At 30.8% G+C, this 15,241-nt stretch carries 17 protein-coding genes; 15 read left to right on the plus strand and 2 right to left on the minus strand.

Going from position 1 to position 15,241, the window contains the following annotated elements; genetic code table 11:
• A partial coding sequence (locus tag ACH2CG_RS04350) for a hypothetical protein (RefSeq protein ID WP_395062570.1) occupies positions 1 to 591 on the minus strand: 591 nt, incomplete at its 3' end.
• A gap of 439 nt (positions 592 to 1,030) precedes the next feature.
• Between ACH2CG_RS04350 and ACH2CG_RS04355 the strand changes: the two genes are divergently transcribed.
• The 8 genes from ACH2CG_RS04355 (at position 1,031) to ACH2CG_RS04390 (ending at position 8,132) form a co-directional block, all read left to right on the plus strand.
• On the plus strand, positions 1,031 to 1,483 hold the full coding sequence (locus tag ACH2CG_RS04355) for a nitroreductase family protein (protein ID WP_395062572.1): 453 nt from the start codon (positions 1,031 to 1,033) through the stop codon (positions 1,481 to 1,483).
• Between the two features lie 28 nt (positions 1,484 to 1,511).
• Complete coding sequence (locus ACH2CG_RS04360) at positions 1,512 to 2,075, plus strand: YceI family protein (RefSeq protein WP_395062574.1); 564 nt, start codon at positions 1,512 to 1,514, stop codon at positions 2,073 to 2,075.
• 97 nt (positions 2,076 to 2,172) lie between these two features.
• Entirely contained in the window at positions 2,173 to 2,742 is a 570-nt protein-coding gene (locus tag ACH2CG_RS04365) for an anthranilate synthase component II (RefSeq protein ID WP_395062576.1), read from the plus strand.
• Between the two features lie 228 nt (positions 2,743 to 2,970).
• Positions 2,971 to 3,591 (plus strand): TetR/AcrR family transcriptional regulator, encoded by a 621-nt coding sequence (locus ACH2CG_RS04370; RefSeq protein WP_395062577.1) that lies wholly within the window; start codon positions 2,971 to 2,973, stop codon positions 3,589 to 3,591.
• A complete protein-coding gene (locus ACH2CG_RS04375) occupies positions 3,581 to 4,897 on the plus strand; it encodes a TolC family protein (protein WP_395062579.1) in 1,317 nt (438 codons plus the stop codon). Before ACH2CG_RS04370 ends, ACH2CG_RS04375 begins: the two co-directional genes overlap by 11 nt.
• Before the next feature lie 7 nt (positions 4,898 to 4,904).
• A complete protein-coding gene (locus tag ACH2CG_RS04380; protein WP_395062581.1) occupies positions 4,905 to 5,984 on the plus strand; it encodes an HlyD family secretion protein in 1,080 nt (359 codons plus the stop codon).
• 57 nt (positions 5,985 to 6,041) lie between these two features.
• Positions 6,042 to 7,619, plus strand: a complete 1,578-nt coding sequence (locus ACH2CG_RS04385) for an MDR family MFS transporter (protein ID WP_395062583.1) — start codon at positions 6,042 to 6,044, stop codon at positions 7,617 to 7,619.
• A gap of 165 nt (positions 7,620 to 7,784) precedes the next feature.
• Complete coding sequence (locus ACH2CG_RS04390; RefSeq protein WP_395062585.1) at positions 7,785 to 8,132, plus strand: hypothetical protein; 348 nt, start codon at positions 7,785 to 7,787, stop codon at positions 8,130 to 8,132.
• Positions 8,133 to 8,134: 2 nt separating this feature from the next.
• On the opposite strand, the gene yaaA is transcribed toward ACH2CG_RS04390, so the two are convergent.
• A complete protein-coding gene (yaaA, locus tag ACH2CG_RS04395) occupies positions 8,135 to 8,896 on the minus strand; it encodes a peroxide stress protein YaaA (protein WP_395062587.1) in 762 nt (253 codons plus the stop codon).
• A 122-nt stretch (positions 8,897 to 9,018) separates the two neighbouring features.
• On the opposite strand from yaaA, the gene ACH2CG_RS04400 reads away from it, so the two are divergent.
• From ACH2CG_RS04400 to ACH2CG_RS04430, 7 genes are all read left to right on the plus strand, one after another.
• Positions 9,019 to 9,774 (plus strand): DUF2695 domain-containing protein, encoded by a 756-nt coding sequence (locus ACH2CG_RS04400; RefSeq protein ID WP_395062589.1) that lies wholly within the window; start codon positions 9,019 to 9,021, stop codon positions 9,772 to 9,774.
• A complete protein-coding gene (locus tag ACH2CG_RS04405) occupies positions 9,774 to 10,163 on the plus strand; it encodes a VOC family protein (protein WP_395062591.1) in 390 nt (129 codons plus the stop codon). Before ACH2CG_RS04400 ends, ACH2CG_RS04405 begins: the two co-directional genes overlap by 1 nt.
• Positions 10,164 to 10,205: 42 nt before the next feature.
• Positions 10,206 to 11,168, plus strand: a complete 963-nt coding sequence (locus tag ACH2CG_RS04410; RefSeq protein ID WP_395062593.1) for a lipid A deacylase LpxR family protein — start codon at positions 10,206 to 10,208, stop codon at positions 11,166 to 11,168.
• Between the two features lie 102 nt (positions 11,169 to 11,270).
• Positions 11,271 to 11,816 carry a hypothetical protein gene (locus tag ACH2CG_RS04415; protein WP_395062595.1) on the plus strand — a complete coding sequence of 182 codons (546 nt, stop codon included), beginning with the start codon at positions 11,271 to 11,273 and terminating at the stop codon, positions 11,814 to 11,816.
• A gap of 51 nt (positions 11,817 to 11,867) precedes the next feature.
• Positions 11,868 to 12,263 (plus strand): four helix bundle protein, encoded by a 396-nt coding sequence (locus ACH2CG_RS04420; RefSeq protein WP_395062597.1) that lies wholly within the window; start codon positions 11,868 to 11,870, stop codon positions 12,261 to 12,263.
• A 59-nt stretch (positions 12,264 to 12,322) separates the two neighbouring features.
• On the plus strand, positions 12,323 to 13,381 hold the full coding sequence (locus ACH2CG_RS04425; protein ID WP_395062599.1) for a nucleoid-associated protein: 1,059 nt from the start codon (positions 12,323 to 12,325) through the stop codon (positions 13,379 to 13,381).
• A gap of 190 nt (positions 13,382 to 13,571) precedes the next feature.
• Positions 13,572 to 15,241: hypothetical protein (locus tag ACH2CG_RS04430; RefSeq protein WP_395062601.1), on the plus strand; the 1,670-nt coding region annotated here is incomplete at its 3' end.

A 15,241-nucleotide genomic window follows, 5' to 3' on the forward strand; every position in this document is an offset into this window, starting at 1 on the left:
ATTATTATGAATTGAAGAATCATAAATATTTCTTAATTTTAAAAATTGAATAATTTTTTCTTCTTGAAGATATTCGCCAATACTACTGACGTTTCCTAAGGCTTTGATTTTATTCTGTAATTCGTAATTTGTATTCTTATATTCATCCGTTTGTTTTTCACTCAAATTTAATTTTTTATTTAAATTTGATAGTTCCTCTTTGAATTTTCTTTTATCAGTAGAAAAATTAATTCTTAATTGTGCTGCTGCTATCTGTGCTTGAGAGTCATGTAAAGCGATAATTCTTTCTGTCTCAGCGGCATGTGCCGCAGTGTTTTCAATAATTTTCATCTCTAATAAACTTACTTTTGATTTTATTTCATCATTTGCTTCTGTCAGTTTGTCGATATCTTTCTTTAATATCAAAATTTCTTCTTTTCGAACCATTTCTGCAGTGACACTTTTATTTTGTTGAGATTTCATATCAGATTTGACTTTACTGATTTCAACTAAATACGAATTTAATTTTTCATTGAATAAAGTTTCGTTCATTAAATTTTGATCCCTACATTTGTTCAATTCTGATTCTATCGATTCATAGTCTATTTTCATACTATTTAATAAGATATTCGATTTATTTTTTTCTATTAATAATATCTCATAGTCTTTCTTTAATTTAAGATTATCAGTATTTATACTTTGTCGAAGAATTTCATTCTTTTTCGCTGATTTGTCGAGCTCTGATTGCAAACCTAATTTAGGAAAGAAAGTAAATCACAAAATAATGAATCATTTTTTTTTTGAGTTGTGAAAAGAATGAAAAATGAAGAATATCTTAAAAAAGAAAAATATTGGAAATATTTTTACAAGGAAAATAACAAATTAAGATAACAGGAAAAAGAAAACTACGTGAAGAAAAAAATCATGTTGTAATTACTTACTTTCGTTGTACTCTGAAATAATATGATTCTGTCTCTGTGATTTCAAATTTTGATCGATCACCTCATTAATATTATCTGTAAAATTATTTTGCAAATTTTCTTTTTCTGAATTGCAACCTGCATCTTGGGGACAAAGTCAAGTAGTAGATGCTTCACATTTACTTGTTTTTGCAAACCAAACGCAAGTTGACGCTACAGATGTAGATAATTACATTACTAATGTTTCTACAACAAGAAATATTCCAGTAGAAGCTTTAACAGGTTACGCAGATTACATGAAAGGTGCAGTAGGAAACATGCCAGACGAAGTAAAACCAATATGGACTGCAAAACAAACTTACATTGCCTTGAGTAATTTATTGAATGCTGCAGCCGAACTAAAAATTGATGTAACACCAATGGAAGGTTTCATTCCGGCACAATACAATGAAATATTAGGTCTTGACAAGTTACACCTTAATGCTGCTTTAGTTGCTGCTGTTGGATATCGTCATGCAGATGATGAAACCCAACATTATGTAAAAGTTAGAAAATCAAACGAGGATTTGTTCCTTACATTATAATCAATAACTAATTAATAAATAAACAACAATGAAAAATTTAAAAACAATTGCAATTGCATTATTAGTAACGGTTTCAACAATCGCTACTGCTCAAACTAAAAAAGTTGACGCTTCTAAAAGTACCGTAACTTGGATAGGTAAAAAAGTAACAGGACAACACAACGGAACAGTTGAACTTAAAGATGGTGCGTTAGTATTTAAAGGAAAAAAATTAACTGGTGGAACTTTCACAGTAAACATGACTACTTTAACAGCTACGGATTTAACAGGTGAATACCAAGGAAAATTGAATGGTCACTTAAAATCGGAAGATTTCTTTGGAACAGAGAAATACCCAACTTCTAAATTGGTTTTCAAAAAAATCGCTTCTAAACCGAATGGTGTTTATACTGTAACAGCAGATTTAACAATAAAAGATGTAACTGCTCCGGTAACTTTTGACATTACTGTAAAAGGAACAATTGCTACTACAACATTAAAAATTGACAGAACTAAATACGGAATTAAATACGGTTCAGGTAGCTTTTTTGACAACTTAGGTGATAAAACTATCAACGACGAATTCGAATTAACTGTTTCTCTACAGTTCTAATAAAAGGGAAGAATTACTATGAAAAGGGAAAACCTTAAAGAGCAATCTTTAAGGTTTTTTTATGTCCAAAAATCAAAGTTATCGTTATATTTGTCTCATGAAAAAAGTGGTCATTATTGATAATTACGATAGTTTTACATACAATTTAGTGCACTATTTAGAGGACTTAAATTGTGAAGTTTTTGTCTATAGAAATGATGAATTTGAGCTTGATGAAATAGCCAAATTTGACACTATTATTCTTTCACCTGGACCAGGAATTCCATCGGAAGCAGGATTGCTAAATCAAGTAATTTCTACCTATGGTTCAACCAAAAAAATCTTAGGAATTTGTTTAGGTCATCAAGCCATTGGAGAAGTTTATGGAGGATCAATTTTAAACCTCAACAACGTTTTTCATGGTGTTGCAACTACTATTAAAACTACCGTTTCAGACGAACTACTTTTTAAAAATTTACCGCAACAATTTGAAGTAGGAAGGTATCATTCTTGGGTTATAAATTCGGTAAGTTTTCCTGATGATTTAGAAGTAACTTCGGTGGCTCAAAACGGAGAAATCATGTCGATAAGACACAAAAAATTCAATGTAAAAGGAGTTCAATTTCATCCAGAAAGCATCCTAACACCACACGGAAAAACTATTTTATCCAATTGGATTAATGACTAATTGCATTATTTTTCTTTTAAATCTTTATTTCTATTAAAAATAGCCTTGCATAAATAATAACTTTATATAAAATCAATTATATATCTGGTTTAAAATAATATAAACATTCACTATAGATAAATACTATGAACATTTAATTCTTAAAAAAATGTTAAAAAACACTTAAACAAACGTTTGATTTAAACAATTGTTTAATTTTGTACTCGTTTTCAAATACACAGTATTAAAATGGAATTTAATGACAAGCAAATAGAAATCCTTCACGTAGCCGAACAGCTTTTTGCTGAGGAAGGTTTTGACGGAACTTCGGTGAGAGAAATCGCTAAAATTGCCAATATTAATGTAGCCATGATTTCGTATTATTTTGGTTCTAAAGAAAAATTATTAGAGGCAATTGTAATGCACAGAATTGGAAGTATGGGATTAAAATTGGAAAATTTAATTCAAGAAAACATCACTCCTATTGACAAAATAAATAAGATTATTGAGTACTATATTCATCAAGTAAATTGCAACAGACACATCCATCAAATCTTGCATAATGAAATTTCTAATAAGAAAAGAAAGATCAATACTGATGCTTTTACAGAACTAAAAAAGAACAATTTTAAACTGGTAGAAAGCATAGTAAAACAAGGTCAAGAATTAGGTCATTTTCAACACAATATTAACGTGGCTCTTTTATCTCCAATAATTATTGGCTCGCTAATTTATTTTCATATGAATAAGAATTTATACGAAGATTTATTTGGATTGAAAACCGAAGAAGATTTTGAAAATTATATTAAAACTGAACTCACACAACACATTCAAAAAACCATAAAAGCACTTTTAGTTTATGAAAATTAAAAACAGTTTATACCTTGCTCTACTCCTACTCGGATTTGCAACTGTGCAAGCGCAAGAAAAGAAAAAAATGTCGTTAAAAGACGCTATTGAATTAGTAATAAGCAATAGCAACGAAGCAACATTAGCCAACACAAAAGTGGCAACTTCCAAATTGGAATTGGAAACGATGAAAAACAATCAATATCCAAGTGTGAAGATTTCGGGTCAATATTCAAGATTAACTAGTGCCAATGTAAATTCTAATATTGGTTCTAGTAATTCCTCTAGTGCACCATTAGAAGTAAGCCAGTTACTTCTGGGTCAAGCCAATGTTTCAATGCCCATTTTTAGTGGATTTAAACTTCAAAACAGTATTGCTGCTTCCGAAAGTCTTTACAAAGCACAAACTTTTTCTGCCTCACATACCAAAGAAGAATTGGCGCAAGAAGTTGTCGAATTGTTTGCTGATTTATACAAATCTCAAGAAATGGTAAAACTATTTGAAGAAAATTTAAAAAGTGCACAACAACGTAGCAAAGATTTTACAGCAATGGTTGACAACGGATTGTTGGCAAGAAACGATTTATTGAAATCGCAATTACAAGAATCTAACATTCAGCTTTCGCTAGATAATGCTAATAAAAATGTAAGTGTTGTAAATTATCAATTGGTAACACTTTTAAAACTTAAAGAAAATACCATCATTGCTATTGACATTGAAACGGTAAAAAGTGATATGGCAAAAAATCAATTACTAACAGTTGAAGCCAAAAGAAACGACTTAGAAGCTTTAAACTTTCAAGAAAAAGCATCCGAATCTGGAATTAAAATTGCAAAAAGTGGTTATTATCCTTCTTTAGCACTTATTGGCGGATATATTGCATTAGATTTAAAAAACGTGATTTCTGTAACCAATGCAATGAACTTTGGAATTGGAGTAAATTATGATTTGGCATCTATTTTTAAAAACGGAAAAGAAGTAAAATTGGCTAAAAGTCGTACCGAACAAACCAAACAAGCCATTGCTATTTTATCGGATAAAATAAAAGAAGAAACTCATTTGGCCCAAGAAAACTATAACCTTTCTTTAAAGCAAAACAAAGTTTATACCTTGGCAGTAGAACAATCTGACGAAAATTATAGAATTGTAAAAGACAAATACGACAACAGTTTGTCTAACACCAATGATTTATTGGAAGCCGACGTTCAACAATTACAAAGCAAAATCAACTTAGCCTTATCTCAAGCAGATATTGCTTTAAAATATTACCAATTACAATTTGCATCAGGAAAATTAATCAACTCATTCAACTTATCTTCTAAATAATAGTATCATGGAAAAGAAACAAACCAATAAGAAATTTATATTCATTTTTGCAACGCTAATCCTTCTTGGAGGAACTTATGGCGTTTTCAAATACATGCATTCTTTAGCTCACGAATCTACTGATGATGCTCAAATTGAAAAAAACATGAATCCAATAATTCCTAGAGTTGCTGGATATGTTACTAAAGTGTATGTGAAAGACAATGATTTTGTAAAAAAAGGAGATACTTTATTTACTATTGATAATAGAGATTATCTAGTGCGTGTTGAAGAAGCAAAAGCAGCATTAATTTCGGCAGAAGGAAGTTATGAAGCTTCTAAAGCAGATATTGGAACTTCACAAGCCAATGTTTCTGTTTCTGATGCCAACGTTCAATCGGCTGGCGGAAGTATTGAAACTGCCAAAATTAGATTAACAAGAGCTTCTAACGATTTTGACAGATATGCCAATTTGTATAAAAATCATACCATTACAAAACAACAATTTGAACAAGCTGAAGCGGCAAAGCTTGAAGCTCAAAGTCAATTGAAAATTCTTCAAGAACAACAAAAAGCTAGTGCATTTCAAAAAAATGTAGCGTCTGCAAGAACCAATGTTTCCAACAAACAAGCGCAAGTTGCTTCATCTAACATCAAACGTGCACAAGCAGTTTTGGATGCGGCAAAATTAAATTTAGATTACACTGTAGTAACAGCTGCCATTGACGGACAAGTTTCTAAAGTTTCTATTCAACAAGGACAATTTCTCCAACCAGGACAATCGTTGTTTTATATCATCAACAATTCTGAATCATGGGTTATTGCAAATTTTAAAGAAACACAACTTAATAAAATGGTTGTTGGTCAAAAAGTAACCATAAAAGTGGATGCTTATCCAGATACCGATTTTAAAGGAACAATTACTAGTTTTTCTCCAGCAACAGGCTCAAGATTTTCAATTTTGCCTCCAGATAATGCTACAGGAAACTTTGTAAAAACGATTCAACGTTTGCCAGTTAAAATTTCAATCGATGCTGATAACGATCTTGAAAAATTGAAATTACTACGTCCAGGAATGAATGTAGATGTTGATGTTCATTTGAAATAATATTAAATTTTAAACTTTAGATAGCAACTATCTAAAATCTAAATATCTAAAATTAAAATGGTTCAAGCAGACGATTTAGTAGAATATGGCTTTAGAAGAGTTATTATCACAATAACTGCGGTAATGTGTGCTTTGTTAGAAATTGTAGACACAACCATCGTAAATGTCGCACTAACAAACATGAGAGGAAGCCTTGGTGCTACACTTACAGATGTGGCTTGGGTAATTACTGCTTATGCTATTGCAAACGTTATTGTGATTCCAATGACAAGTTGGTTATCGCAACAATTTGGAAGACGAAATTACTTTGCCGTATCGATAATTATATTTACAACCGCATCCTTTTTATGTGGAAACGCAACTAATATATGGGAACTTGTAGCCTTTAGATTCATTCAAGGTCTTGGTGGTGGCGCATTGTTGGTAACAGCACAAACTATTATTACCGAGAGTTATCCTGTTGCAAAAAGAGGAATGGCGCAAGCAATTTACGGAATGGGAGTTATTGTTGGTCCTACACTTGGTCCGCCATTAGGTGGTTACATTGTAGATCATGCTTCTTGGCCTTTTATTTTTTACATTAATATTCCACTAGGAATAATTGCTACAATTTTAACTTTAACATTTGTTAGAAGTCCAAAATATGGCGAGAAATTAAAAGCAAATCAAGTCGATTGGTGGGGTATTTTTTTCTTGGCCGCATTTGTTGGATCGCTTCAATTTGTGTTAGAACATGGTCAACAAGACGATTGGTTTAATGAACCATTGATAGTTATATTGAGCATAACTTCACTTTTTGGATTACTAGCATTTATATGGCGAGAACTCACCTACAAACATCCTATAGTAAATTTGGGAGTTTTAAAAGATGGAAATCTACGCATCGGAATTGTAATGTGTTTTATTCTTGGTTTTGGATTATATAGTTCAACGCTAGTAATTCCTATTTACACACAATCTATTTTGGGTTGGACAGCTACAGACGCTGGATTATTATTAATTCCGGGTTCTATTACAACTGCTATTTTGATGCCTTTTGTTGGTAAAATGATTCAAAAAGGAGTACCGCAAGGTTACATGGTTGGCGTTGGGTTTTTAGTGTTTTTTGTTTTCACCTTTTGGATGCGAAACATTATGACAATAGATACTGGTGTAGAACATTTCTTTTGGCCATTAATATTGAGAGGTATTGGTTTGGGATTACTTTTTGTACCTATAACGGCACTTTCTTTATCAACCTTGCAAGGAAAAAGTATTGGCGAAGGTGCAGCTTTTACAGGAATGTTTAGACAACTTGGTGGATCTTTTGGAGTTGCCATTGTAACAACCTTTATAACGCGATTTTCTCAAAAACACAGAGTCGATTTAATTCCACATCTTGATGGCACACGATTGGAAGTTCAACAACGCATTGAAGTACTGCAACGCGGATTTATGTCTAAAGGGTTTTCGGCCAATGAAGCACTCAAAAAAGCATATCAAGTTTTGGACTTTTCAGTTTTAAAACAAAGTACCGTTTTGTCTTATATGGACATATTTATGTATCTAGGAATTTTATTTTTATGTTGTATCCCAATTATATTTTTAATTAAAAGAGGAAAAACAAAAATAAATCCTGCCGATGCAATGCATTAAAATTATTGGTTAATTAAATGTTGGTTGAAAAACTCTGGAATTGTATTTCAGAGTTTTTTGTTTTAAAACAAATTAGCAACTTATTAACAAAATTGTTGAACTAAAATAATAAATGCTATATTTGGCTGATAACTAACAATTTATTAACTTTAAGATTACATTATTATGGGACTTTTTGGCAATAATGATAAGAAAATCATCGCAGAACTTTGTAAGAAAAGTGAAGATATTAGTAAGGATATTACTAACGAAATTGATGAGTTATTAGTTGAATTAAAATCAGAATATGATGAGAACAGTAAAATAGTTTCTGAATTTGGTGATTTTGTAAACGAAATAAAATCGAAATTAACTCCAGATGATGCTAAAAAATTACTAGAATTTACATCCAAATTAACTAAGGTTAAACGTTGTGCAAGAAAAGGAGTTGAAGCAGTACGAGAAATTGCTCGTGACCAACGCAAAGCAACTCGCGAAACCATTAGAGAATATCAAGAATATTTGTATGTGTAATTTTACCTAGTAAAAACCAATTTATTGCCTTGAGTTAAATTGGCATCAAACGCATATCCTTCATAATTAAATCCTTTTAAATCGTCAATAGTTTCGGCATTAGTGTCAATAATATAACGAACCATCATTCCTCTCGCCTTTTTGGCAAAAAAACTTATTATTTTTAACTTTCCGTCTTTGTAATCTTTAAATTCTGGTGTTATAACTGGAACTTTTAGTTTCTTTACATCAACAGCATCAAAATATTCATTGCTTGCTAAATTTACAAATAATTCGTCTTTTTCAAGTTCAGCATTCAATTGTTTAGCAATGATTGGTTTCCAAAATTCGTACAAGTTTTTATTTTTTCCAATTGGCAATTTAGTTCCCATTTCCAGTCTATAGGGTTGCATCAAATCTAATGGTTTCAATAATCCATACAATCCCGAAAGTATTCTAAGCTTATCTTGCAACACTTTTATTTTAACTTCCGGCAAAGTATAAGCATCCAAACCAATGTAAACATCTCCGTTGAAAGCATAAATTGCTGGTCGAGCATTTTCGTTAGTTATCTCGGCTACGTTTCTTTCTTGATTGCGTTGCCAATTCAAATCGGCCAATTTATCAGAAATGGACATTAAATCCATCAATTGTTTTGGCTTTTGCTTTTTCAAAACCTTATCAATACTTACCGATTGTTTGGCAAAATCATATTCTGTGTACAATTTTGTTGGCAATTGCGTTTCATAATCTAGTGATTTAGCTGGCGATATAACGATTTTCATAAGTTGCTTTTAATGGAATTCAAAAATACAAATTCCTATTGAAATGTAGGTACGTTAAAATGGTAAGTTTCGATTTCTAAATCGATAAAATTTATTATTTTTACTTTTTAGCAAATTCTGAAATGGATAAAAAAGAAAGAAGCAGGATTTTAAATGAATTAGAAGAAAAAGAATTGGAAACATTTAGATCCAATTTACCTTTTAACGAAAAATATTTTCCGAAGATATTTGATTTTTTAGATCAAAATTTATCCAACTCCAACTGTACAAACGAGTATAAGTTTACCGAAATTTTTTGTAAAAAAAACAAACTCGATTTTGAAAAACTAACCAATTGGTTAAAAAATGACGATAACGGCTATTACTGCGATTGCGAGGTTTTAAATTTGGAAGATGCGTTTCAATATCTTATTCCGAAAAAGAAAATTGTAATTTCTAAATCCAAAAATACTTCACAAAAATTATCCAACCTTACAACCGATTTTGGTTTTCAAATTGACAAAGTTGAAACTCCTTGGCAATTAAAAGAAATCACGAAAAATAAAGAAGTACATTATGTTTTTCAGTTGGGCAAAAAAGAAGGTCATATTGCATCTCTTCTCAATGTTTCTTATATTACAAAGTTTTACAATGATGATTTTCTAAAAAGTGATTACAGTATTCAAACCGAATTAGACAATGATTTAGAATTTATTTTATTAAGAGAAAAATACAAAAATTTTGAATACACTACAGTAAAAACAAAACGTTGGGCACCAATTTTTATTTATTTCAAGCCAGTAGATTCAAATAATTGGGTTTTGCGATTGTACACTGAAAGTTCTCGAATTAATGGCGATTTAAAAGAATTCTATAAAATATTAGACCACATAAAATAATGCTACATCTTAACAAAATCCATCATATTGCAATTCTTTGTTCTAATTATCAAGTTTCCAAACAGTTTTATACTGAAATTTTAGGATTAAAAATTATTCAGGAAATTTATAGAAAAGAACGCGATTCCTTCAAGCTAGATTTGGCTATAAACGGAATGTATTGCATTGAATTATTTTCGTTTTCAAATCCGCCAAAGCGCGTTTCTAGTCCAGAAGCAACTGGTTTGAGACATTTGGCATTTGAAGTAAATGATATTCAAGAAACACGAAACTACATCCTTTCTAAAGAACTATTTGCAGAAGAAATAAGAATTGATGAACACACCAACAAACGTTTTTTCTTTATGAGTGATCCTGATAATTTACCTATAGAGTTTTATGAAATTTAAGCAAGTTCAAACTATTATACTTTGATTTTCGTACATCAATGTATGAAAAATACCTCTTTAAAATTCTTGTTTTTAGTACTGCTACCGGGTTTTCTATTGGCTCAAAAAATAGATAACATGGCTTCTTTTCGAGATATAAAAAGCAGTAATTATTTCCGTTTTAACTACGATAATGACTATTTTGGTTCTACCGATCAGAATTATACACAAGGCTATAATTTTGAATTGGTCTCGCCTACCTTCAAGAAAAACCCTGTAAATTATCTATTTTATAAACCCAAATCTAGTGAGTTTAAGTATGGTTTATCAATTGAACATATAGGATTTACTCCAGACAATATAAAAGGTACAGAAATTCAATATGGCGACCGTCCATTTGCAGCAGCGATAATGCTAAAAACTTTTTCAATTGCAACCGACACCATCCAAAAGTCGCGATTTGTTTCTTCGTTAAACATAGGATTAATTGGTCCAGGAGCTTTTGGAAAAGAGATGCAAGTTGCCATTCACAAAGCTACTGAAAATACAATTCCTGGCGGATGGCAAAACCAAATTAAAAATGATGTTGTACTAAATTACGAAGTAAGTTATGAAAAGCAACTACTTCAATTAAACAATATTGTTGCGCTTCAATCGGATGTACATGTTAGATTTGGCACTTTATTTACTAATGTTTCTTTAGGATTAAATGCAACTTTCGGAATTATAAATGCGCCATTTTCACCTTTGAAAAATAAAAATAAATTTCAGTTGTATCTTTATTCGCAACCTGTTATAAATGTTATTGGATATGATGCCACACTTCAAGGCGGATTGTTTAATGATAAAAGTCCGTACACCATTTTGGCTGATAAAATAGAACGTTTTACAGCTCAAAATAACTACGGAATTGTTTTGCAAACGCGAAGTATGTATTTTGAATATTCGCGAACAATGATAACACGCGAATTTGAATCGGGAAGTTCTGCAAAATGGGGCGGAATAAAAATTGGATTCAAGTTATAAACTCAACCTCACTTAGTTAAAAATCTTATCAACAAATCGCATTTCGTAATTCGTTTTTCTAATTTATATTTTACCTTTGACGTCTGAAAAAAAATTAGAATCATGGTTTATAAATTTAGAGTAATTCTTGATGCCGAAGAAGACATTTTTAGAGATATTGCTATCCTAGAAGATGATACTTTAGAAGATTTACACAATGCAATTGTTAATGCTTTTGGCTTTGACGGACTAGAAGTAGCGTCGTTCTACACTTGTGACGATACTTGGAATCAAGAAGATGAAATACCAATGTTTGACGCTGGAGATGTTCCTGGTGAGAACAAAATAATGAGCGATTACCAATTAGCAGATATATTAGACACTGAAAATACTAAAATAATCTACGTTTATGATTTTATAAATATGTGGACCTTTTTAGTTGAATTAGCAGCTGTTGAAGATGCTGTAGAAATTGGAATGGTATATCCAAATCTGTTGTTTTCTCATGGTGAAATGCCAGCCGAAGCAATGGAAAAACACTTTCAAGCCGATTTTGAAGAAGAAGAAAGCTACAACGAATTTGAAGACGATTTAGACGAAGACGACCTTGATGCCTTTGGTAGCGATGATAGCTTTGAAGATTATGGATTTGAAGAGAATTGGAATTAGTGGAAAGTTTCAAATTGTTTAAAGTTGTTTAATTTGGTTTAAAATTGTTCTATGGCTACTATTAAAAGATTTGAAGATTTAGAAATTTGGATAGAAGCGAGACGGCTATCAAAAGAAATAATTTTAATTTCCAAAACAACTGAATTAAATAAAGACTTTAAACTTAAAGACCAAATTAAAGGTTCATCAGGTTCAGTAATGGATAATATTGCTGAAGGATTTGAAAGAAATGGAAATGGAGAATTCCGTCAATTTCTTTCTATAGCAAAAGGATCTGCAGGAGAATCACGTTCACAATTATATAGAGTTTTTGACAATGACTATATTGATGAACAAAAATTAAACAATCTAGTTTCTGAGTATGAAAAGCTCAGTATTAAAATACATAATTTTATTACCTATTTAAATAAAAATGATTTTAAAGGCACAAAGTATATCGGATCCTAATCAAACAATTTTAAACCAAATTAAACAACTTTAAACCTTTAAACAAACTTACTACAATCATGATAAATTTATTCAACGCCCACATCGAGAATTTATCCATCCATAGAGTTGGAAACAAAAGCCGCAACGAAGCTATTTTTCTATCTGAAAACCAATATGGATTGAACGACGAAATTGTGCCTTTATTGAAGGAATATTTCTTTAAATCGTTTCGTGAAAAAGAAGAAAATTACTATCAATTTGCGCACGAAGTAGATCTTGAGTACAACGACATGTTTAAACTAGCAACTGAGATTTTCACCAATCCTAGTTCGGTTCACGAGGTTTCTAAAAAAATTACAAAACATCTTTATGAGCAATCCAATCATCCGCACATTAAGAACGGAGAAGTTTATGTTACTTATTTAACTAACGTTTCTATTGATAACAATGTAGTTGACGCCATTGGTGTTTTTAAAAGTGAGTTGCGCACCGATTTTTTACAATTTGAAGAAAAAGGAAGCAACTTAGAAATGATTCTTCAAGAAGGAATTAACTTGAATAAACTGGATAAAGGTTGCCTTATTTTCAATCACAAAAAAGAAGAAGGATATAAAATTCTTACTATTGACAGTAATAGGTATGATGCACGTTATTGGTTGGAGCATTTTCTATCTGTAGATGCTTTTCAAGATGAGAATTTCATGACTAAAAAATATTTAAAATTCTGTCAAGAGTTTGCTAAAGAAGTGGTTTTTCCTGCCGAAGATAAAAAGCAAGAAGTAATGTTCATGAACCGCGCGGTAAATCACTTTGCCAAAAACGACAATTTCGAAGAAACGGCTTTCTTGAATGAAGTTATGGACAATCCCGATTTGATTCCAGAATTTAAAAGCTACAAAGCCGATAGAGGAGAAAAATACAGTATTGAAGACGTTACCTCGTTCCCTATTGCTAATGCAGCGGTTTCTGATGCGAGAAAATCAATTAAAAACGTAATTAATCTTGATACGCATATCCAAATAAAACTTGATTTTATCAATCCCGAAAGTGCAGAGAAATTTGTAGAAAAAGGTTGGGATGAAGAAAAACAAATGTATTACTATTTAGTTTATTTCAATAAAGAACAAAAGAGCTAGTCTTCAGTGTTCAGTGGGAAAATAAAAAAAATCATCCTTAATTGTAAAACAATTGAGGATTTTTTTTATACTAAATTGTTAAAGATTTAGTTTTTTGTTTTTAAAATTGTTATCTTTAATTGAATACAAATTTTCATTAAAATTGCGCGTTTATATTTTCTTACTACTTACGGTTTTCAGTTGTCAAATTTTGTCAGCTCAAAAACCTGTACCTACAAGATCTGATTCTGTTTATAAAAAAATTGATGCCTTTTCTAAAGACAGAAAGTTCTTTAAATTTTTGCATCGAGTTATGTTTAAGAACAGAGAAACGGCATTGATATCTAAGAAAAAGAAGAAAAAAATAATTACACCTATTAAAAAATCTTATGATGTCTATGATTGCAAAATTATAAGAAATATTACTATTGAAACCCTTGATCCGTTTGGATATTCGGCAGAAAATGAGAAAGAAATTCCAACTAAAAGGGTCGAACGATTTGGAAATTCAATTCATTTAAAGTCTAAAAAATGGACAATTAGTAATTTATTACTTTTTAAAAAAAACCAAGAACTCGATTCGTTATTGGTAAAAGAATCGGAACGTTTAATAAGAAACCAACGTTATGTGAGAAGTGTGGTTATAAAACCAATTCCTATTGAAGGAGTTACCGATTCTATAGATGTTTCTGTGAGAGTTTTAGATACTTGGAGCATGATTCCTACAGGTGCATTTTCCAATTCTAAAGCAAATCTTGAAATAACAGAGCGTAATTTTTTTGGTCTAGGTCACGAAGTAGACCTCAACTATATTAAGAGTTTCAATAATTCAACCTACAATACTTATGCTTATGAATCTAAATATGCCATATACAATATAAAGAATACTTTTATAAATTCTTCGGTTTCTGCGGCGACAGATTTAAACAATAATACACACAAAACAGTACGAATTGATCGTCCTTTTTACTCGACTTTTTCTAGATCTGCTGGAGGATTTTATTATGATTATAAATCATTTACAACATTATTACCCGATTCAAATGGTGTGAGTGATTTTCAAAATTTAAAAATTAAAACTTACGAATTTTGGGCTGCTCATTCCTTTAAGATTTTTCATGGTTTTACAGAATTTGCCCGAACCACAAATCTTATTGTAGCTGTAGGATTCAATAATGTTGCCTTTCTAGAAAAACCGCTTGAAACCTTTGATCCTGTTCAATATTTCAATTCTTCAAGATCATTGTTAGCTACTGTTGGAATTTCTAGTCAAAAATTTTTTCAAGATAAATATCTTTTCCGTTTTGGTACCATTGAAGACATTCCTTATGGTCAGGTTTTTTCAATAACTGCTGGTGCCGAAAATAAAAATAATGTTTCAAGAGCCTATTTTGGCGGTCGTTTTTCTTATGGAAATTATTTTAACTTTGGTTACCTTCAAGGAAATATTGAATATGGAACCTTTGTAAATAATGGCAAATCAGAGCAAACGACGATTAAACTAGAAGCCAATTATTTTACCGATTTATTCCCAATAGGAAGTTGGAAATTTAGACAGTTTATAAAACCAGTTTTAATTCTAGGACTAAACAGATTGAATGCACCACAAGATAAATTAAATTTAATAGATATAAACGGAATTCCGGGTTTTAATAGTTCGACTCTTGTTGGCACAAAAAAATTATTAAGTACTTTTCAAACGCAATCTTATAATCCTAGAAGTTGGTATGGATTTAATTTTAGTCCGTTTATAAACTTTACACTAGGATTTCTAGACGACGGAAATTATAAGTTTTTCAATAATAAACTGTATTCTCAAATAGGAGTTGGCGTACTTATTAATAACGATTATTTGGTTTTTAAAAGTTTTCAACTGTCTTT

Source organism: Flavobacterium sp. (assembly GCF_043778725.1).
Taxonomy (GTDB): domain Bacteria; phylum Bacteroidota; class Bacteroidia; order Flavobacteriales; family Flavobacteriaceae; genus Flavobacterium.